Source organism: Pseudomonas sp. F1_0610 (assembly GCF_047470865.1).
GTDB lineage: Bacteria > Pseudomonadota > Gammaproteobacteria > Pseudomonadales > Pseudomonadaceae > JAZDRH01.
Genome location: NZ_JAZDRH010000008.1, coordinates 58,450 through 79,640, shown reverse-complemented (window position 1 = coordinate 79,640; position 21,191 = coordinate 58,450). Strand labels below are relative to the sequence as shown.

At 42.7% G+C, this 21,191-nt stretch carries 19 protein-coding genes; 13 read left to right on the top strand and 6 right to left on the bottom strand.

The annotated features are described in order from the left end of the window. The first annotated feature begins 4 nt into the window (after positions 1–4). From VQ643_RS06540 to VQ643_RS06520, 5 genes are all read left to right on the top strand, one after another. Positions 5–634, top strand: coding sequence for a 2OG-Fe(II) oxygenase (locus VQ643_RS06540; protein WP_414198594.1), 630 nt, complete (start codon positions 5–7; stop codon positions 632–634). Positions 635–802: 168 nt separating this feature from the next. Next, the gene (locus tag VQ643_RS06535) at positions 803–1,426 is read left to right on the top strand and encodes a lysoplasmalogenase (RefSeq protein ID WP_414198592.1); all 624 of its coding nucleotides are present in this window, start codon (positions 803–805) and stop codon (positions 1,424–1,426) included. 232 nt (positions 1,427–1,658) lie between these two features. Next, on the top strand, positions 1,659–2,657 hold the full coding sequence (locus VQ643_RS06530) for a DctP family TRAP transporter solute-binding subunit (RefSeq protein ID WP_414198590.1): 999 nt from the start codon (positions 1,659–1,661) through the stop codon (positions 2,655–2,657). Between the two features lie 48 nt (positions 2,658–2,705). After that, entirely contained in the window at positions 2,706–3,185 is a 480-nt protein-coding gene (locus VQ643_RS06525) for a TRAP transporter small permease (protein ID WP_414198589.1), read from the top strand. Further along, positions 3,182–4,486, top strand: coding sequence for a TRAP transporter large permease (locus VQ643_RS06520; protein ID WP_414198587.1), 1,305 nt, complete (start codon positions 3,182–3,184; stop codon positions 4,484–4,486). Before VQ643_RS06525 ends, VQ643_RS06520 begins: the two co-directional genes overlap by 4 nt. A gap of 70 nt (positions 4,487–4,556) precedes the next feature. Here VQ643_RS06520 and VQ643_RS06515 read toward each other — a convergent pair whose 3' ends face one another. After that, complete coding sequence (locus tag VQ643_RS06515) at positions 4,557–5,243, bottom strand: hypothetical protein (RefSeq protein WP_414198585.1); 687 nt, start codon at positions 5,241–5,243, stop codon at positions 4,557–4,559. A 317-nt stretch (positions 5,244–5,560) separates the two neighbouring features. Between VQ643_RS06515 and VQ643_RS06510 the strand changes: the two genes are divergently transcribed. Next, entirely contained in the window at positions 5,561–7,741 is a 2,181-nt protein-coding gene (locus tag VQ643_RS06510; RefSeq protein WP_414198583.1) for an SEL1-like repeat protein, read from the top strand. Between the two features lie 21 nt (positions 7,742–7,762). Here VQ643_RS06510 and rtcR read toward each other — a convergent pair whose 3' ends face one another. Then, positions 7,763–9,343, bottom strand: a complete 1,581-nt coding sequence (gene rtcR, locus VQ643_RS06505) for an RNA repair transcriptional activator RtcR (protein WP_414198581.1) — start codon at positions 9,341–9,343, stop codon at positions 7,763–7,765. A 464-nt stretch (positions 9,344–9,807) separates the two neighbouring features. Between rtcR and VQ643_RS06500 the strand changes: the two genes are divergently transcribed. From VQ643_RS06500 to gcvA, 3 genes are all read left to right on the top strand, one after another. Beyond that, the gene (locus tag VQ643_RS06500; RefSeq protein ID WP_414198579.1) at positions 9,808–11,145 is read left to right on the top strand and encodes a slipin family protein; all 1,338 of its coding nucleotides are present in this window, start codon (positions 9,808–9,810) and stop codon (positions 11,143–11,145) included. Next, the gene (locus tag VQ643_RS06495; RefSeq protein ID WP_414198578.1) at positions 11,142–12,362 is read left to right on the top strand and encodes an RtcB family protein; all 1,221 of its coding nucleotides are present in this window, start codon (positions 11,142–11,144) and stop codon (positions 12,360–12,362) included. The genes VQ643_RS06500 and VQ643_RS06495 overlap by 4 nt, the downstream gene beginning before the upstream one ends. 321 nt (positions 12,363–12,683) lie before the next feature. After that, positions 12,684–13,580: a transcriptional regulator GcvA gene (gene gcvA / locus VQ643_RS06490; protein WP_414198576.1), complete on the top strand. Its 897-nt coding sequence runs from the start codon at positions 12,684–12,686 to the stop codon at positions 13,578–13,580. 34 nt (positions 13,581–13,614) lie between these two features. Here gcvA and VQ643_RS06485 read toward each other — a convergent pair whose 3' ends face one another. Next, entirely contained in the window at positions 13,615–14,859 is a 1,245-nt protein-coding gene (locus tag VQ643_RS06485; protein ID WP_414198575.1) for an aspartate aminotransferase family protein, read from the bottom strand. A 320-nt stretch (positions 14,860–15,179) separates the two neighbouring features. Between VQ643_RS06485 and VQ643_RS06480 the strand changes: the two genes are divergently transcribed. The 3 genes from VQ643_RS06480 to bluB all read left to right on the top strand — a co-directional run bounded on the left by VQ643_RS06480 (position 15,180) and on the right by bluB (position 18,095). After that, positions 15,180–16,574, top strand: coding sequence for a VOC family protein (locus tag VQ643_RS06480; RefSeq protein ID WP_414198573.1), 1,395 nt, complete (start codon positions 15,180–15,182; stop codon positions 16,572–16,574). Positions 16,575–16,976: 402 nt separating this feature from the next. Next, positions 16,977–17,417 (top strand): hypothetical protein, encoded by a 441-nt coding sequence (locus tag VQ643_RS06475; RefSeq protein ID WP_414198572.1) that lies wholly within the window; start codon positions 16,977–16,979, stop codon positions 17,415–17,417. Positions 17,418–17,447: 30 nt separating this feature from the next. Beyond that, on the top strand, positions 17,448–18,095 hold the full coding sequence (bluB, locus tag VQ643_RS06470) for a 5,6-dimethylbenzimidazole synthase (RefSeq protein WP_414198570.1): 648 nt from the start codon (positions 17,448–17,450) through the stop codon (positions 18,093–18,095). 38 nt (positions 18,096–18,133) lie between these two features. Here bluB and VQ643_RS06465 read toward each other — a convergent pair whose 3' ends face one another. Both VQ643_RS06465 and VQ643_RS06460 read right to left on the bottom strand, forming a co-directional pair. After that, the gene (locus VQ643_RS06465; RefSeq protein ID WP_414198569.1) at positions 18,134–18,445 is read right to left on the bottom strand and encodes an AzlD domain-containing protein; all 312 of its coding nucleotides are present in this window, start codon (positions 18,443–18,445) and stop codon (positions 18,134–18,136) included. After that, positions 18,442–19,140, bottom strand: a complete 699-nt coding sequence (locus VQ643_RS06460) for an AzlC family ABC transporter permease (RefSeq protein ID WP_414198568.1) — start codon at positions 19,138–19,140, stop codon at positions 18,442–18,444. Before VQ643_RS06460 ends, VQ643_RS06465 begins: the two co-directional genes overlap by 4 nt. A 333-nt stretch (positions 19,141–19,473) precedes the next feature. On the opposite strand from VQ643_RS06460, the gene VQ643_RS06455 reads away from it, so the two are divergent. Then, positions 19,474–20,751: an aromatic amino acid transporter gene (locus VQ643_RS06455; protein ID WP_414198566.1), complete on the top strand. Its 1,278-nt coding sequence runs from the start codon at positions 19,474–19,476 to the stop codon at positions 20,749–20,751. Here the strand turns inward: VQ643_RS06455 and VQ643_RS06450 are convergent. Further along, positions 20,748–21,179 carry a hypothetical protein gene (locus tag VQ643_RS06450; RefSeq protein WP_414198564.1) on the bottom strand — a complete coding sequence of 144 codons (432 nt, stop codon included), beginning with the start codon at positions 21,177–21,179 and terminating at the stop codon, positions 20,748–20,750. The genes VQ643_RS06455 and VQ643_RS06450 overlap by 4 nt on opposite strands. Between the last annotated feature and the right edge of the window lie 12 nt (positions 21,180–21,191).

Here is a 21,191-nt window from a genome sequence, read left to right as displayed (position 1 = left end):
ACCTATGAGTGCATTCGCGTCGAATCCCCTGTTTGAGCGTGTAGCCGATGATTTAGCAACCCATGGTTGGACTCAACAAAATATTTTTTTGCCTGAAGATCTGACCCTGGCCTTAGCACAAGAGTGCCGTAATCGCGCACAAGCAGGTCAAATGAATCAAGCAGGTATTGGCTCTGGGATTGATCCAGTGATTAAAGAGTCAATTCGAGGCGATAGCATTATGTGGCTAAATGAAGGGCAAAGTCCTTCGATTGATCGCTATCTTAATCTGATGGATAGCTTTAAAAATACGCTTAACCAAAGTTTATTTTTAGGTTTGGAAGATTACGAATGCCATTTTGCATGGTATCCCCCAGGTGCTTATTACAAAAAACATCTAGATCGTTTTCGTGATGATGATCGTCGGACAGTGACCAGTGTGCTCTATCTTAATGAAGGCTGGTTACCTGAGTTTGGGGGTGAAATGCGCATGCACTTAGGCGCTAATAAAGTGTACGACGTTAGCCCGCGCTTGGGTACTATGATGTTCTTTATGTCAGCAGACTGGCCGCACGAAGTTTTGGCAGCAACTAAAGATCGCCTGTCAATTGCGGGCTGGTTTCGCCGCCGAGCAGATAATCCTCTATTTGTTTAAAAGGCTACGCAATACCGATTAATTGGCGCTTTTCTACGGCTATAGCCTAATAGGTACAGAGTTTGAACTTTTGTACAGTAAAGGAAAAAATCTAGGGAAAAGCTTATGTGCATGCATGCGTACAAGCGTTTTGGTTATTGGTATGTAACTCTGCTTATGGTGCATCTAATGAGCATCGCTAGCGGCTGGCAAGCTATAGGTTTTGCAACCAAGCCTATGTTTGGCGTGAGCTTAAGTGTTCTAGTATTGCTTAGCTGTTTTCACTGTCCTCGCATCCAAAGCGTACTTTTTAGCGCAATTATTTTAGGTACTTTGGGTGATATTGCTTTGATGCTGCCAGACTCGCAGCTTAATTTTATGTTGGGCTTAGGTTTTTTCTTAGTTGGGCATCTGTTGTATGTGGTGATTTTTGCGTTAGAGCAAAAAGGCTATCCATCCAGTAGAAATGCTGGTCTTTTCCTCTTTTTCTTACTCTTGCTAGGCGCTGCTGTTTATAGCTTTCTTTTGCCACATCTAGGAGATTTATCGGTTCCCGTATTGTTTTATATAGTGGTCATTTTGGCTATGGCATGGTTTGCTTTTGGACGTAAAGACCATGTTGTGCCTTTTAGCTTTACTATGGTTCAGCTTGGCGCTATTTGCTTTTTAGTTTCAGATAGCTTGCTAGCAATTGACCGTTTTATTGGTAGTTTCCCATTGGCACAAGAACTCTTGATGTTGAGCTATTTATTAGCGCAATTTTGTATCGTAATTGGTATTACTTGGCAGTGGAAAGCAACTAAAAGCCTATAAGTAGAGATTTCTTGCAAAGCTGTTACAAAGCTTTGCAGGGATAATCTGTTTGCATTAGTATCCTAAGTTGCTCTATCCGAGCATTAGTTGCCGATTCAAATTGTTTATCAAGATAATATTGCGTGCAACGCCTCAAGAAAGCTACAAAATAGCGTTAAAAACAAATATCTTAGTGTTATCGCGCTAGTGATGTGCGTTTACTGCCAATTATTCGAAAAAAGGTATAAGTAGCATGAAGCGTTTATTATCAATGGGTTTAGCCTGTTTAGCACTAACATCGTCTTTAGCATTTGCCCAGCAAGTGCGTGAGTTTTCAGTATCTACTGTATTATCTGATGCTTTTCCATGGGGGCAAGCAGCCACCAAATGGGCCGAGCTAGTTGAAGAACGCTCACAAGGCCGTATCAAACTTAAAGTCTATCCTAACGCTCAGCTAGTCTCGGGTGATCAAACCCGTGAGTTTTCTGCAATGCGTAGCGGTTTGATTGATATGGCGGTTGGCTCAACAATTAACTGGTCAACTCAGGTTCCAGAAGTTAACTTGTTTTCCTTACCTTTCTTGATGCCAGATGATGCGGCTGTGGATGCTGTAACGCAAGGCGAAGCAGGTAAGCAAATCTTTGCGGCGATTGAAAAACGAGGCGTAAAACCACTGGCATGGGGTGAAAACGGCTTTCGTGAAATTTCTAACTCTAAGCTCGCCATTACCAAACCAGCAGATTTAAAAGGGCTTAAAATTCGCGTTGTAGGATCGCCATTATTCCTTGATACCTTTAATGCATTGGGTGCTAACCCAACTCAAATGAGCTGGACAGATGCACAACCTGCGTTAACTACAGGTGCAGTAGATGGTCAGGAAAATCCTATTGCGGTATATGATGTTGCACGTATTGACCGTGCTAATCAGAAATACCTCACACAATGGCACTACATGAATGATCCACTGATTTTTGGTGTGAGTCAGCGTGTGTGGAAAACCTTAAGTGCCGAAGATCAAAAGCTTCTACAAGAAACAGCGATTGAAGCAGGGCAATGGGAAATTGCAAAAGCCCGCAGTGAGCTAGCTACAACCCTTGACCGCATTCGTAGCTATGGCATTGATGTGCGTGAACTCACAGCAGAAGAGCATGCAGCCTTTGTGCAGGCTACGCAGTCAGTTTACGAAAAATGGACACCAAAAATTGGTGCTGATTTAGTCGAAAAAGCACAAACAGCTATTAAAAATCGTTAGTTTTTTGCTGCAAGTTTCGGCTTGCAGCCTCGTTAAAAGAAGTTTTCTATGTCTAGCCCAAAATCTCGACCTGAGTCGTGGTTAGCCATTATTGCGTTGGCTGGTATTGCTATCATCAGTTTAGGCAACGTAATGGTTCGCTACTTCACTAATGCCTCCTTTGCTTATACTGAAGAGTTTTCTGTTTTCTTTTTAGTGGTTCTTACCTTTGCTGGTGCTGCGGTGGCTGCACGCACCAACGAGCATATACGCATTACTGTTCTCGAAGACCGTTTGCCTGCCTCTGGTAGGCGAGCATTGTACGTATTGCAATGGTTAGGAAGCCTAGCTGTTTTAGGTTTAATTATTTGGTACGGCAGCCTTGTGGTGTATGAAGCTTATGAATGGGAGGAACAATCGCCAGGTGGTTATCCGATTTGGATTTATCAAATTTGGTTACCCATCTTAGCCTTGATGATTGCTTTTCGTACCACTCAAAACTTAATTTGTCGCTGGAAAAATGCAGACACACGGGAGGACGCACAATGAGTCCTGACATGTGGATGCTATTAATTTTCGGACTGTGTTTACTATTAGGCATGCCTGTAGCCTATGCGCTTGGATTAGGTGGAGCAGCGGGTATTCTTATTGGCTTGTCACCAGATATGCTGGCGACTTTAGGCACAAACACCTATAACAGCGTTGCCAAATACCCTCTTGTTGCCATTCCATTATTTATTTTGACGGGCTTGATATTTGAGCGAGCGGGCGTAGCGGCTAGCTTGGTGAGGTTTGCTCAATCGTTGATTGGACGTCGTCATGGTGGCTTAGCTGTTGTGGCGATTTTAGTCTGCCTGATTATGGGTGGAATGAGCGGCTCTGGCCCTGCGGATGCCGCAGCAGTTGCCATGGTTATGCTACCGAGCATGACTAAAGCGGGCTATCCTCGCCCGTTTTCAGCGTCACTCATTGCGGCGGCATCTTCTACAGCAATCTTAATTCCGCCTTCTATTGCGCTGATTTTGTACTCGGTCATGATGCCAGGCGTGGATCTGCGAGCGCTTTTTGCCGCAGGCTTGTTGCCAGGTATTTTGGCTGGTTTATCCTTATTGGTGCCGGTTTTTATCTTAGCTAAACGCAATGGTTGGGAAAGCAAGCAACAGAGCGATGAAGAGAATAAAATCTCCATCAAGAAAAGCTTTATAGAGGCTTTGCCAGCACTTTTTGCCCCTATTTTAATTTTAGGTGGTTTGCGCTCAGGTTTATTTACACCTACTGAAGCTGCTGTAGTAGCCGTTGCTTATGGCTTGTTAATAGGTGCTTTTATCTACCGTATGCTGACATGGCGTGTATTAACTGAGATTTTTACGGAAGCCGCAAAAATTTCAGGCGTAGTGTTATTAATTATTTCACTGGCAGGCATTTTTGCGTGGGCAGGCACTACCTTAGGTACGTTCACTAAGCTGGCTGAAGCTATGTTGGGTATTTCGGAAAATCCAATGATTTTGCTGTTATTAGTTATGTTGTTGGTGCTAATTGCAGGCATGTTGCTAGATGCTATTTCAATTTATTTGATCTTAACGCCTGTTTTGATTCCACTGATTCAGCACTTTGGCTGGAATCCAGTATGGTTTGGAATTTTGCTGGCTATGAACATTGCTATCGGCCAGTTTACGCCCCCTGTTGCTGTGAATTTAATGGTAACTACCAAGGTGGCTAATATTAAATTAGAACATACCTTTGTGTGGGCTATGCTCTTTATGGTGACCATGTTTGCTGCGTTATTAGTGGTAATGGCATTTCCCGAAATTGCCTTATGGTTGCCGCGTTATTTAGGCTATGCGGTTTAATAGAAAGCGCCGAAAATGAACTGACCCCGAAAAGATGGACATGCTTTTCGGGGTTTTTTATCGGCTGTTATTACCATTTACGTGGCTGTTTTATTTTTTTAGCTTTTACCCCAGAGGAGTAGCTGTTTAGATGCGCTTGCTCAGGCGTCCCTGAAATCATATAGCCTAAGCCAGAACAGAAACTGATAAAAAATAGCCCAGCGATAATAATGAGTGCTGCCTGCATCTCATGAATACTAATAACTCCAGCAAAGTATTCAATAGTTAATTGATAAATAAAGTAACCGTCATAAAGCAACTTATAGTTACCTAATAAAGTGCTAGCTATTGCTAAAATAAATGCCCAACAACAGATACTTAAAATAGAAATATGTTGCTTTTGCACACGAAAGAAATCAGCAGATATAGCTACAGATACTGCAACCCACAAAGCAATAACTGCATAAAACAAGCTAAAGCCTTTTCGAGTAATAAATTCATTAAAAGCGATAAGTAAAGCAATGGCTGATACGGCAGAGCCTAGGTAAAAACAAAAACTATGGAAAAATCCTAAAAAGAAGTTGGCTATCAGGTTAGGCCGGCGGGCTAGTACATTGGTGATGGGCTTTAATAATTGCTCAGTTAGCATATTTAGAATAAAGCCAATCGCAAAACTAAAGCAAAATCCCAGAGCGGCATAAAAGAATAACGATGCACTTTCTATAATAATTAAGCCGACGAAGGCTACGAATGGGAAATTTGATTTTAAAAAGCGCATGACTTGCCTGTTATTCTGCCTAGGAAATCCATTTTTACTAACTGAGTATTATGCTAGAAAATAAAAGAATAAACCGCGTCATAATGCAAAAATCAATAAAATATAGAGTGTATCCTTGATTTTTTATGTAAATCAGCAGAAACAAGTCAAAACAGGCTCAAAAAGCGGTTTATTCCCCATCTAGTTGAAGAGAACATATCTCATCATAAGTGCTCATCCCTTACATAGTTACTAGATTTAATCTTGGGTAATGAATAGTCTAGATTGTTATATGAAATTTAGTGCACAGTGTGGCAGCCATAAATTAGGAAAATCGTATGGGATTTGGAGATCAACTAATTAACACGATGAAAGCCTTCTTCGCACGAGTCCCTACAGAACAAAAGAGGGTTGCAGCGGAAAAAGAGTATGCGCAAGGTGTTGACCTTTACAATGGTGGAGAATGTAGTGCCACTGAGCGCCAACAAGCGCTGGCTTTATTTCTTACAGCAAGTAAAAAACACAACTTATCAGCACAATGGGCGTTAGCTGTTCTGTATAGAGAGCAAAACGACTATAAAAATGCAGCTTTTTGGCTAACCCAAGCGGCTCAGCGCAATCATGTGCAGGCACAATATAGGCTGGGCTGTTGCTATGAGGCTGGAGAAGGTGTAGCACAGAATGCGGAGCAGGCGGTGCATTGGTTTCAGCTGTCGGCTCAGCAAGATTACGCGCCTGCGCAATATGCACTAGGCACTTGTTATCTGGAGGCCACTGGCGTAGCTCAGAACCTTATTGAAGCACAACGCTGGCTGTTGCTGGCCGCCAATCAAAAAGATGCAGGCGCACAGGCGATGTTGGGCTGGCTATATCGTGATGGAAAAGGCGTAGAGCAAAGTTATAGCAAAGCTGCATATTGGTTACAGCGCGCTGCTAGGAATGGTGATGCTGATGGGCAATGTATGCTGGGCGACCTGCATCGTGAAGGTACAGGCGTAGAGCAAAGCTATGAAAAAGCAGCTTTTTGGTATGAAAAGGCTGCCGCTCAAGGTGATGCGGATGCGCAACGTTTATTAGCCTCTTTGTACCAGCAAGGCAAAGGAGTTAAGCAAGACATCGCCAAAGCCATACAGCTCTATCAGGCGGCAGCAGACCAGAATAGCCCCATAGCTCAGCGCAGTCTAGGTTTTATCTACAGTGAAGGAAAGCAAGTTGCCATTGATTGGGTTGAAGCCTTTGCTTGGTTTAAGCAAGCAGCTGAGCAGGATGACCTTATTGCACTGTTTATGCTGGGTGATTTGTACCAAAAAGGTCAGGGTGTTGCACAAAACACTCAGCTAGCCAATGACGCTTACCTAAAAGCAGTGACTTTGGCGCACCGTTTGGCCGCCCAAGGTAATGCCGCAGCACAATGTTTGTTGGGCGAAAGTTATCGTGATGGAAAAGGCGTTGCGCAAGATAGCCAACTAGCTTTGCAATGGTATCTGAAAGCGGCAGAGCAAAAGGATGCAGATGCTCAAAATGCTTTAGGACTTATCTATACGGAAGGTCGAGGCGTTACTGTTGATTTAGCCAAAGGCTTTAGTTGGTTTGAACAAGCAGCACAGCAAGGGCATGGTGAAGCGCAATTTAACCTTGCCGTCATGTACAAAAATGGTGAGCATGTTCAGCCTGATATGGCTACTGCTCTTAAGTGGTACCATGCTGCTGGCGAGCAAAATGTAGCCAATGCGCTGTATAACCTAGGGGTGTTCTACGAAGAAGGTAAAGGTGTTACACAGGATTCTCAGCAGGCGCTAAAGTACTATACAAAAGCAGCTGCGCTGGGTTTTGCCGAAGCGCAGAATAATCTTGCTATCTCGTATGCCTCAGGTAAAGGTGTAGAACAAAATAAGGCCCTAGCACGCGAATGGTATAAGGCCGCAGCAGCGCAAAATGATGCTAAAGCACAGTACAATCTAGGCCATATCTACCAACATGCTGATGGTGTTGCACAAGATTTAACCCAAGCCAGTGAGTGGTATAACAAAGCAGCATTAAACGGGCATGTTCTTGCACAGTTTAGGTTAGCGCGTTTATATGAAGAGGGTGAAGGTGTCGCACAAGATTATCAACAAGCTCTGTTTTGGTATAACAAAGCTGCTGAAAAGGGAGATGCCGATGCTCAGTATAACCTTGCACTGCTGTATGACTATGCGCATGGCACTGAGCGTAATGTTGACTTGGCTATGCACTGGTACAAAATGGCCGCTGATCAGGGCGATGCCAGCGCACAATACAGCCTTGGTTGGATGTACCAACATGGCGACGAAATACCTGTTGATTACCAGCAAGCCTTATTCTGGTATGAAAAAGCCATAGAGCAAAAACATCCACAGGCGGCGTTCAATCTAGCAGTTATGTATGAAACAGGGCAGGGTGTGGATAAAAATCTTGAGCGTGCTTTGGCGCTTTATCAACTGGCGCATGATGAAGGCGAAGAAGAGGCTCATGAAGCTATTCAGCGCTTAGCTACATAGGGTTTGGCTCAGCATAAAGCACTAAGGCTGTTGTTCTAGTCCTTGCCAATCCAAACCGAACCTCGCCAAATATTTACGCAGTCGATCGGCATCATTTGGGTTGGCTTTTTGTTGGCGTGATATAGCAAATAGCTGGCGGCCTGCATCGGATAAACTGCTGGCGCGGCGGCATGTGTCTAGTACGCCTTGTAGCTGATACTGATCGAATAAGTCCAGTTCATGCTCTACAGGAAGATCAATTGTAGTGGCAGGTACGCTGGCGTACCAATCAGCACGTAACCGAGCTATTTCTTCGTTGACTTGCTCTTCACTAATACAGCTGGCTTCTGCTAGGGTTACCATGCGCGTAATAGAAGCGCTTAGTTCACGAAAGTTACCTTTCCATAAAGCAGCTTTACTGCAAGCAAAGGCCAGATAGCGCTGACGTGCTTCTTGGCTAAAACGAATATTGACTTGATGCTGTTGTTCGTATTTGCGTAGCTCGTAATCAAGGTTGGGTTCAATATCTTCAGGGCGCTCAGCTAAACCCAATAAGCGAAATGACCAAAGATTTATCCGTGCGTATAAATCTTCCCGAAAACGCCCAGCAGCCACTTCATCAGGAAGATGGCGGTTAGTGCCAGCAATTAACTGAAAGTCGCTTTCAACCGTCTTATCACTGCCATAAGGCATAAAGCATTTGTTTTCGATGGCCGTTAATAACATGGCTTGCTCATCTAGCCCAAGCTCGCCTATTTCATCTAAAAATAAAACCCCTTGATCAGCTTCTTTCAGTAAGCCTTGGCGAGCACTAATAGCACCAGTAAAGGCGCCTTTGCTGTGACCAAATAAGCTAGACATGGCGTTATCACCACGTAAAGTGGCGCAGTTTATTGAAACGAACTTACCCTTTAAGGCTTGACGTTGTTTCTTAAGTTGAAAAATACGCTGTGCTAAAAAGGATTTACCTGCACCTGTTGGCCCTGTTAATAGCATGGGAGCTTGTGAGCGTACCGCGACTTTTTCTATTTGATCAATCAGGCTGTTAAAGCGCACGTTACGCGTGGCTATGCCGTCTTTAAGTAACGCAATTGAGTTGTCAATTTGCTGAGAAAAACGGCTGGCAATTTTGTCGTAACGGCTTAAATCAAGGTCGATAATTGAATAAGTGCCATAGCCTCGTTCTGGTAGGTTTTTAGCGGGTGAGCTTTGAATTAAACGGGCAGGAATATAATGCGCTTCATTAAGCAGATACCAGCAAATTTGCGCAACATGGGTGCCTGTAGTGATGTTGAGCAGGTAATTTTCGTTATCTGTATCAAAAGAATATTGCTGGCAAAAATCCAATAAGTGGTTGTAAACCTCTTCTAAATCCCATGGATCTTCAATATCTACTTGCACAAGCTGCACATGCGTGTGGGGGCTGTGTAGTTCTATATCTCGCTTAACTTGATGGGCTAACCGCGAATAATGAGGCTGATACAGCATTTCAAAGCGTGTAATAGGCAAGTCTGGTTGGGCACAAAGGGAATAACTAGGGCGCCAACGATTAATCCTGTGCCTACCCGCCATATCTAGTGTAACGCCTAGTAATCCAATAAGAATGTTAGATTTTTTATCCATATTTATAAATAGTTATCTAAAAAGATAGAAATGCAACTATAACCAAGACAAGATAAAAAGTCGCTACAAAATAAAATACTTATATAAATCAAATAGTTAATTTTAATTTTTAAAAGTTGGCACGCTTTTCGCTCTATATATTTTGCTGTTAGAGGTATTTCTTTTGCTTTTGCCTTGACCATAAGTTCTTGAACTTAGGTAGCTCAAAGCGACGCGATGGTGTTTCTGCTTTGTGTTCTGCATGAAAGAGTAGGTTCGACTCCTACAAACGGCACCAAAAAAGTCTCCAAGGCTTTTTAATTGGACTATATCAATTTGTATTTAGTTGTGAGCTAAGTGACACACAACACCGAAGCAGCCGATAAAACTGCCGAATAAAACGCAAGCAAACCTGAGATTTAGGCAAGCCCCCGTTATGTTTCGCACCACAGTCCGCTGCTTTGTTAATTTAAAAGGAATCAATAATGTTGAATAAAGTAACTATAAAGAATAACGAAATTGCACTTGTTCGAAACAAGGATGGTTTTAGCCATGTATTAACTACAGGCGAATATCGCTTTTGGCTAATTAAGCCAGCATATGTTGTATTTAATTTAGATCAACCTGTGCCCAATGACGTAGCTAAAGAGTTGCGCCGCTTCCATAAAGCATGGGTAGAGAAGTATTGCATTGAAGTGAATTTAAATAATAACCAGATTGCTTTACGTTATGTTGATGGACGTTTGACCCAAGTGCTTGAGCCGGCAAGTCAACATTTGTATTGGAAAAATGGCATTGAACAGCAACATGAAGTTCATCACTTAAATACGCGAGCCATTAGTCAAGAGCTAGCGAACAACTTGCGCCATCAGCATGCTGATTGGGTAAAGCAATATTGCATTGACGTGCAGGTTGCTGAGCATCAAGTTGGCTTGCGCTATGTCGATGGTGTTTTAACTGAACTGTTAGAACCTAATAGCCGCTATTTATGGTGGAAAAATGGTAGCCAGCAGCAAGTTGAGTTTGTTTCGTTAGCTGAGTTAGAGATCAAACCTGAACTGCTTAAAGGCTTGCGCCCATTGATGAATAAAAAAGCTATCGACAGCAAGAGTCTTTTATTGTCTACAGTGCCAGCATGGCATTTGGGTGTGTTAAAAGTTGATGATGAAGTAAAACAGGTACTACCAGCAGGTAGTTATGGTTTTTGGACATATCACAATACGGTAGCTGTGCAGTCCGTGGATACACGCTTGCGCGTGTTGGATATGTCGGGCCAGGAAATCCTAACGAAGGACAAAGTCAGCATCCGCCTGAATTTCGTCATCAACTGGCGTTATGTCGATGTGCTAACTGCGTTGGCAGCAATGCAAGATGCAGAGGCTTTTTTATACCGTGAAGTACAATTTGCACTGCGTGAAATAGTAGGTACGCGCACCCTTGATGAGCTGCTAGAAAATAAAGAAATTATCGATCAGCAGGTGACGGAACAGCTTAGCCAGAGTATTCCGCAATACGGCCTAGAGATAGGCTCAATGGGCGTAAAAGATATTATCTTACCAGGTGAAATGCGTACCATTTTATCTAGCGTGATAGAGGCTGAAAAAGCAGCACAAGCCAATGTGATTCGTCGTCGCGAAGAAACAGCGGCCACCCGCTCTTTGCTTAATACCGCCAAAGTGATGGAAAACAACCCTGTGGCGCTGCGTTTAAAAGAGTTAGAAACCTTAGAGCGTGTGTGTGAGCGTATCGACAAAATTTCCGTATTTGGCGGTTTAGACCAAGTACTTAACGGCTTAGTGAATTTAAAAGGAATAGCAAAATGATTAACCATGAAGTCTTGTTTGAAAAAGGCGGCGCCCCTATCCGTATGTGGACCAATGGCGTGCCAGTTGAAGATAAAGCCAAAGAGCAGTTGTTAAACACAGCTCGTATGCCATTTATCTTTAAGCACTTGGCAGTCATGCCAGATGTACACTTAGGAAAAGGCTCAACCATTGGCAGCGTGATTCCAACCAAGGGCGCTATTATTCCAGCAGCCGTTGGTGTAGATATTGGTTGTGGAATGATGGCAGTACGCACTTCATTAACCGCGAGTGATTTACCAGATAATCTATTTGCAATCCGCTCTGCCATTGAGAAGGCGGTACCTCACGGACGTTCCGCTGGACGTTCTCGCCGTGATGTAGGTGCTTGGAATAAAACCTCAAACTATATTGATGAACAATGGGCAGCGTTATTACCAAAGTTTGAGCAAATAACGCAAAAGTACCCTCATTTAGCGAAAACCAATAACCATAAGCACCTTGGTACATTGGGAACAGGGAATCACTTTATTGAGCTGTGTTTGGATGAAGAAAACACTGTTTGGGTAATGCTGCATAGCGGTTCACGCGGTGTTGGTAATGCTATTGGTACACACTTTATTGGGCTGGCGCGTCAAGAAATGGAACGCTACATGATTAACTTGCCCGATAAAGACTTAGCGTACTTGCCAGAAGGTACAAGCTACTTTGATGACTACATTGAAGCAGTCGACTGGGCGCAAAACTTCGCCCGTGTAAACCGTGAAATTATGATGGAACATACATTGGCGGCAGTGGCATCAGTTATCACTAAACCCTTTGTCAGTCGTTTAGAGGCAGTGAACTGCCACCATAACTATGTGCAACGTGAAAATCACTTTGGTGAGAATGTGCTAGTAACCCGTAAAGGTGCCGTTTCTGCGCGATCTGGACAGTTGGGTATTATTCCTGGCTCCATGGGCGCAAAAAGCTTTATTGTGCGCGGCTTAGGTAACCAAGAAAGCTTTTGCTCATGCAGCCATGGTGCTGGCCGTGTTATGAGTCGCACCAAAGCAAAATCGGTGTTCAGTATTGATGACCATAAAAAGGCAACGGCTCATGTGGAGTGTCGAAAAGACGAAGATGTTATTGACGAAACACCTATGGCTTATAAAGACATTGACGCCGTGATGAAAGCACAATCTGACCTTGTGGAAATTGTGCATACATTACGCCAAGTAGTCTGTGTGAAAGGTTAGCAAAGGCGCAAAAGCGCCTTTGCTACTTTGTGGCACTATCGCCTTAATTTTAGGCAATTTTCTGCAACGGAATTTTTCGTCTGTAGTGCTATTTAATCCACTCCGCTATTATAGGAATAACTAAAACAGGGTAATGGCTTTAGATGAATTATGCGTTATAACAGCTAAGCTGTGATAACAATGTATTTATTCTTTTATCCCTCTAGTATTAGGTTTGCCGCTAGATTTATCTGTAGTGCTAAAGTGCTTTTAGCGCCTCTCTAGAGGTAACATATTATTTTTGTAGGAAAGGATAGCCTTCTTGCCAGTGTCAGGCCCGTTATGAATAAACGCTTAATACCTTCTATAAAATCGCTTGAGTGCTTTGAGGCAGCGGCTCGTCATTTGAGCTTTACACGTGCGGCAGAAGAACTGCATCTAACCCAAAGCGCGGTAAGTAAACAGGTTGCACAATTAGAAGATATGCTGCGTAATCAGCTTTTTGAGCGTATTCGGCGGCGGTTACAGCTAACACCAGCAGGTGCTTTATATCTGACAGAAGTAAATAAAATCCTCAACCAAATGGATATGTCGAGTCGCTATATTCTTTCTTATGGCGGTGCTACAGAAGTCTTACGTGTGGCTGTCCCACCTACCTTTGGCGCACGTTGGTTAATTCCAAATTTAAAAGGTTTTGGCGAAGCACATCCTAATATTCATTTAGATATCCACAATCAGCTTGAACCTCTAGAAATTTTGCATGCTAAAGCCGATGTGGCGTTCTATTTTGGCAAGGGTATTTGGCCTGGCTCGACGTGTCTTAAATTGTTTGAAGAAGAAATTGTGCCTGTCTGTGCTCCAGAAATTCTGCAAGGAAAACTAATTCATAGCGCCCAAGATTTAACTAAACTTGAGTTGTTGCAATGTACTTCTCGCCCTGAATCTTGGCATGAATGGTTTTTAGCTCAAGGGCTGCATAGCTTAAATAGCTATCATGGGCCGCGCTTTGATACCTTCTATATGTGCATTCGTGCCGCGCAAGCAGGCTGCGGTATTGCACTTATTCCAAAATTTATGGTGATGGACGAGCTACAGGAAGGCAAGCTAGTCATTCCATGGCAGTTTGCATTGCCTAGCCATGGTGCGCATTACATTGCGTTCTTAGAAAATACAGCGAAAGTGCCAAAAATCGCACTTTTTGTGGACTGGATACAGCAGAAAGTGGCAGAAAGCCGGTAAGGCGTATCTGCCACTGGAGCTTTTAATGGTTAATTTAAAGCTCGGCAAGGCAAGTTTGGAAAATCTCCATACCTTCACGCATTAGCTCTGGCTCTATGGTCAGTGGTGCTAACAGGCGAATAATATGGCGGTATTTACCACTTGGCATTAGCAGTAAGCCGCGCTCGCGTGCTTTTTCTAGGAGTTGCCCTAGTTGAGCAGAAGCAGGCTTGCCTTCTGGGGTGGTTAACTCAATACCGCGCATGCAACCAACACCTGTTAGGCGCCCTACATAAGGTAGTTGCATGGCTTTCCATTTTTCATAGTATTCAATGATGATAGCTTCTTGTTGTTGACCCCAAGTAGCTAGGTTTTCATCGCTCATTTGTTCGATCGAAGCTAGAGCAGCAGCACAGGCCACAGGATTGCCTGAGTAGGTACCACCTAGGCCGCCTTTGGGTAGTGCATCTACTAGCTCTTTTCGACCCATCACCGCACCAATTGGCATACCACCGCCCATACTCTTTGCCATTAACAGCAAGTCAGGTTCAATACCTAAATGAGTAAAGGCGAAGCGAGTACCAGTACGACCAAAGCCAGATTGGATCTCATCGCAAATAATTAAAATGCCATGTTGATCACAATAAGCACGCAAGGCTTGGGCAAATTCGGGCAGCATTGGTGTAAAGCCACCTTCACCTTGAATAGGTTCAAAGATGAAGCAGCCTACCTCGTTAATATCCACTTCAACACTGAACAACCGCTCAATCGCCTGCATGGCTTGCTCGAACGTAATGCCATTGTCGATGCTTGGATAAGGTACGTGGTAAACTGGACCTGGTAATACGCCTAGTTTTTGTTTGTAGGGCGCAACCTTACCGTTTAGGTTTAGTGTGGCTAAGGTACGTCCATGAAAACCACCATCAAATGCCACAACGACATTACGACCAGTAGCTCCACGTACGATTTTTAGTGCGTTTTCCGCTGCTTCTGCACCGCTATTAGTTAGCATGCCACTAATCGGATAACTCACAGGAATAAACTCAGCCAGTTTATTCATTAATTTTTTATAAGGTGCGTGAGGCAAAGCATTAAACGCTGAATGCGTCATTTTTTGGCTTTGCTCAATAATGGCTTCAACTACCTTTGGGTTGCAATGACCAAGGTTTAACACGCCAATACCGCCAATAAAGTCGATATAGCGCTTACCTTCGGTATCCCACACTTGTGCGTTTTTACCGTGGTCAACTGTAATAGGGTGCACAATGCCAATAGCTGAACTGATGGAAGGCTGTGTCATAAAGCGTCCTTAGTTCTTGATGTTATATTTGAATGTTGGCTATGAAACTAAGAAGTGCAGTAGGGTACAAGCGAAATTAAGTGCTTGAGTCATTCCTAAAATTCGCATTAGACCTTAGGATTAGCTGTTTACACTGGAAAATATATACTTATATTACAAGCTGGCTATCTGGCTTAGGTTTTAGCTATCTATTCCTTTTTTGAATGAAGTAGCCAAAAAACTTCGTTTGTGTGTTCCTGCATGAGTGCGCATCATGGCGCCAAAAGGCACTTTATGTGCCAACTACTAATAACGAATAGTTGTTGATGGTGGGAATCTTTATGAACCAGCAAGCCTTTATCAGCCCAGATTTAATTCGTGCTAAGTTTGCGCAAGCCATGTCTGACATGTATCAGACTGAAGTGCCTTTATATGGCTCGCTTGTTGAACTAGTACAGGATGTGAATAAGCATGTACTTGATACTCAGCCAGACGTAGCTCAGCGCCTAGAAAGAACAGGCGAAATGGAGCGCTTAAATGAAGAACGCCATGGCGCTATTCGTTTAGGTAAGGTTGAAGAACTGACTACTATGCGCCGTTTATTTGCAGTAATGGGCATGCAGGCAGTGGGTTACTATGATTTAACACCTGCGGGCGTACCTGTTCATTCAACAGCTTTTCGTGCAGTTCATGAAAAATCACTGCAAGTAAGCCCATTTCGCGTCTTTACATCATTACTGCGTTTAGACTTGATTGATAATGCGCAGCTTCGCCAAATGGCAGAAGAAGTGCTAGCCAAACGCAATATTTTTACAGATAAAGCCATTGCTCTTATTGAGCAATTTGAGGCACAAGGTGGGTTAAACGAGACTGATGCTGATGAGTTCGTACAACAAGCGTTAGAAACTTTCCGTTGGCACACAGAGGCAACAGTAACGGCACAGCAGTACCAAGAGCTGCATGATACGCATCGCTTAATTGCTGATATTGTGGCATTTAAAGGCCCGCACATTAACCACTTAACGCCACGCACATTAGATATTGATGATGTGCAGCTAGGTATGAGTGCGCGTAACATTCCGCCAAAAGCCGTAATTGAAGGCCCACCGCGCCGTAATTGCGCTATTTTGCTGCGTCAAACCAGCTTTAAAGCACTACAAGAAAAAGTAGCCTATATAGGCGAGCAAGGTACTGCTTCGGGCAGCCACACAGCACGCTTTGGTGAAATTGAACAGCGTGGCATGGCGTTAACGCCAAAAGGTCGCGCGCTGTATGACCAACTGCTGAATGCGGCACGTAAAGAGCTTGGCGCGTTCCCTGATGAAAGCAATGCCGAGCGTTACGTTGAGCTTATGCAGCAGCACTTCCAAGCATTCCCTGATACGTACCCAGCTATTCGTCAGCAAGAACTTGGTTTCTTCCGTTATTTTGCGAGCGAAAAAGGCTTAGCTGAAACAGCACAGGCAGCTCAGCTAACCTCGGTTGAAGCGCTGATCGAAGCGGGTTACTTAGAGTATGAACCACTGGTTTATGAGGACTTTTTACCTGTGAGTGCGGCTGGCATTTTCCAGTCGAACTTAGGCGAAGGTGCGCAAACAAACTATGTAGAGATGTCTAGCCAAGAAAAATTTGAGCAAGCACTTGGAGCTAAGGTACTCAATGAACTAGCGCTGTATGCACAAACGCAGCAACGCTCGCTTGAGCAAGCGCTAAGTGCGCTAAAAGTAACATTATAACTATATCCCCCTGAAACTTTTATAGCCCTACTTTGTAGGGCTTTTTTTTACTTAAAATTAGCTTTTTAAAAATCTAATTTGTTTTGCGAGTTATAGAAAGTTGGCTTAAGCGAGGGATAAAAGGGTAAGAAATCTTATAAAATACTGATACAGACAGTGGGGATCTTGCTTTAGTAGTCTGTTGTCTATGTCCGGTTAAAGTAAATACTTTAGTTGTTTAATGAAAAATACTGGGCAGATTTATTTATATTATTAAAAATTGTATAGCTAATTTATTGTATAAATACTTTTAAATTAAATATTAAAATTGGTTTTGCATTTTAAATGCTACCAATAATTAACCATCAACTTTAGCAGTGGCTTTTTGTTGATAGTTATAAAAGGACTGAGTAAGGCGTTGTAATGGATACAAAAGCAACAGACATCATAATGATTGCACTAGCAACAGTTGCAGGGATTTTATTACTCATAAGTATTTTGTTACTTATTCCGTTAATGGGGCCTGTTTTTCTTTTTCTCTATCTAAAATGGAAGAAAACAGAACCTGAAATTATGTTAGGGGTGATGTTGGGTGTTATTTTACATTTTATTTTGTTGCTGCTTGTTATGTACGTTTTTGCTTCGTTTCAGGTATTAACTAGCTTAGGATCGGCTGTCTCTATTTTTTCCAAATACTTTGTGATTTTAGCTGTTGCTGTATTTGATATTACGAGGTTGGAAAAGAAATTTAAGCAACGCAGCTCAATGGATAAAACAGATGTTATAAAACAAATGAGTGCCTCTATTTTATTGTTTATGATTACATTAAGTATTATTGTGGTCGCTATTACAGAGGCACTTTAAGTAGCTTCAAGGTGGTTTTAGGAGAAACACTTGTCTAACCATGTATTTTCTGCCCAAGAACGAGCGGTGATCTATAAAGTCATTGAACAACGCCGTGATATGCGCCACTTTGCAGGCGGTATCGTTGAGTCAGAAGTGTTAGCGCGCGTTTTACAAGCAGCGCATCATGCGCCTAGTGTAGGCTTAATGCAGCCGTGGCGTTTTATTCGGATTACTGATTTAAGTTTACGCAAGGCGATAAAAAATCTTGTTGAGCAGGAGCGCTTACAAACAGCGCAGGCATTGGGTGAGCGTGACGATGAGTTTATGCGGTTAAAAGTAGAAGGCATTACCGAGTGCGCTGAACTTATTGTGGTGGCATTAACGGATAAACGTGAATCTTATATTTTTGGTCGTCGCACCTTGCCAGAGATGGATTTAGCCTCTGTTGCTTGTGCCATTCAAAATATGTGGCTAGCAGCGCGTGCGGAAAATCTAGGTATGGGTTGGGTTTCTTTGTTCGATCCACAACAACTTGCACAGCTACTGGCGATGCCGCTAGGCAGCAAGCCTGTAGCCATTTTATGCCTTGGCGCGGTGGATAAATTTTATTCTAAGCCCATGCTTGTTGAAGAAGGTTGGGCTAGTGAAAAAGTGCTAAGTGAGCTGCTGTATAATAATCAGTGGCAACAGCAATAACAGTTTAACGGTAAGGGCAATTTTGATGGTTCTTACCATTAAAAGAAAAAATACAGCAAACTATAAAAACCAGCCAAACTAACCAATACAGACAGCAGCATATTTCTAATAAAGAGGGCACAAGCAATACTAAAAATAGCAGCATAAAGATAAGGGTTGCTGGGTAAGTCGCTGAGTCCACCTTTGTTTAAAATAATGGGGCCACAAATAGCAGTGAGTAAGCAAGGCGCAGAGTAATGTAGCGTTTGTCGTACAATAACAGGTAAGCGAATAGGTAATCTAGGTTCTAATAATAAGTATCTATTTAGAAACAAAATGGCAGCTAAGCTAAAGAGTAAGAGCCATGTCATACCACTTCACCTCTTAAACGCGCCACAGTAACGGCACAAATCATGCCAATTAGGCCAGAAATTACCATGGCGCCGCTAACACCTTGGCTATTTAAGATCAAAGATAATGTCAGCGAAATAACTACCCCTACAAGTGTGCTTAAGCGTTTAATCATAGGTACTACGATGGCGACAAAGGTGGCCACAATGGAAAAATCTAAGTGATAGTTTTCTAGATTAGGAATGGATGAGGCGAGTACAACACCAAGCACAGTAAAACTAATCCACGCCACGTAAAAGGTTAAGCCTACACCTATTAAGTATGGGTAATTGTGTTTGTTTTTACCCACAGCCAAAGCAAAAAGCTCATCCGTTAATAAAAAGCCCACCGAAAGACGCTGTTTTGCAGGCATTTTGCTGACATTTTCACGTAAAATAAGCGCATACAGTAAATGCTGTGCAGTAATAATAAATACAGTTACACAGATAGCGAGCAAGCCACTACCCGCGGCCAGCATACTAATAGTGACTAACTGTGCTGCGCCGGCAAAAATAAATACTGACATGGCAATGCTGTGTAATGCGCTAATACCGTTACTAACGGCCATAGAACCAGCCAAAATACCCCAAGGTAAAACAGCCAGACACAGTGGAATAGAATGGCTAGCGCCTAGCCAAAATTCATGTTTGTTAGATGATGACTCTGAATTTTTCATGACAATTTCTGGGGGCCGTATAAGAGTATATTGGCCAACAAATAGGATAAAAAGATAGGCTGTATAAAGCCAGCAAGCACATTAGATATAACTACAAATCTTGTCAATTATTGTGAAAATTTCTTTTAAATTAGTCGCTAACTATATGAATTAGGTAAAAAACTAAGGAAGTTCAGTATAAATTCTTGAGTTATAAAATTAATGGGGAAATGCTACTAAAAATAAAGATGTTTACAGACAAATTACCTGCTTGATAGGCAGAAACATCTGTATCTATATTGCAGTAACAATACAAGGTACACTTAGCCTTTTATCGTTACTGCACAATTACCTATGCCCAACACTGCGACTGCACCTCACAAGCATCCTTCACTTTTAGGCGGCGCAATGATTATTGCGGGCACCGCTATTGGGGCGGGTATGCTGGCTAATCCTACTGCAACCTCGGGTGTTTGGTTTTTAGGCTCGTTAGTCTTAATGCTGTATGTGTGGTTCAGCATGTTTACTTCAGGTTTGATGATTTTAGAGGCTAATTTAAATTACGAAGCGGGTGCCAGTTTTCATACCATTGTCAATGATTTGCTAGGCAAGCATTGGAACATTATTACAGGCTTAGCTGTTGCATTTACTCTCTACATGCTGACCTATGCTTATATTTTTGTAGGCGGTAATGCTACGGCTGCTGGACTGGAGAAACTGCTATCATCTGTGACAGGCACGCCTACCAAGGTATATGAAGTCCTAGGTTCTAGCGTCTTTTTGTTGGTGCTGGGCTTTTTGGTATGGCTGTCTACCAAAACAGTAGATCGTATTTCTACCGTACTTATTGGTGGCATGATTATTAGTTTTTTCTTATCTACCGGCAGTTTATTAAGTCATGCATCTTTGCCGATATTATTGGATAGCCACACGAGTTCAGGGCAGAGTTATTGGCAGTATATTTGGGTAGCATTACCTGTTTGTGTTTCTTCATTTGGTTTTCATGGCAATGTGCCCAGCTTGGTTAATTATTACAACCGTAATACAGCAAAGATCGTTAAATGTATTTTTCTAGGTTCGTTTTTATCACTGGTTATTTATATTTTGTGGCAGTTTGCTGTGCAAGGAAATTTACCACGTAATAACTTTGCCCCTGTTATCGCTGCTGATGGTGATGTAAAAGTGCTACTTGGCGCATTATCGGCTTACATTTCAACAAAGGGTGTTAGTACATTATTAGATGCCTTCGCTTACATGGCGATTTCAAGCTCCTTTTTAGGTGTTACCTTAGGTTTGTTTGACTACATTGCAGACATGTTTAAGTTTGCAAATACGGCTGGTGGACGTTTTAAAGCAGCACTGATCACGTTCTTACCGCCTTATATTGCCTTTATTGTGGCACCTACAGGCTTTGTTAATGCCATGGGATATGTGGGCGCTGTTGCTGCTATTTGGGCAGCATTAGTGCCTGCATTGCTGGTTATTGCAAGTCGTAAAAAATATCCTAAAGCAAACTATAGAGTATATGGCGGCAACTTTATGGTGGGCTTTGTGATGGTGTTTGCAGCGCTGGCGTTTTTCTCACAGGTTTTCGCTATGCTTAAGTGGCTACCTAAGTATGCTGGGCTTTAAAAGTACAGGATATAGATAACTTGTCGCACAATAGATAACAGCTGAATCAACAGAGCTAAGGCAAAGTAAATATAGAGTCGACGGCAAGCGCAAATACGTTCATAGAGTGTACGTGTTGCCGTTATTTGCTTGCCAAATAGGAAGTGCAAACTGGCATCCAACTGTTCAAGTTTATCGCAGGCACTGGTGTGTGTCAGTGATTGAAAAATTAAGCCGTCCATGTATAAGCGTAGCCCAAAATACTGAGCAAATAATGCAATGATGATATGGCTAAGCAAGCCAAATAGTTGTTCATAATGCACGCTTAGTGCAGCACCACAAAGTAATAATGCTAAGGATAGCAGGCTTAGAACTCTACTGCTTTTCAGCCATGCTGCTAGTAATTGATAGTGAAAGCTATGCTGGCTATTAGTGTATTCGGCTGCCATAACGCTATCCTT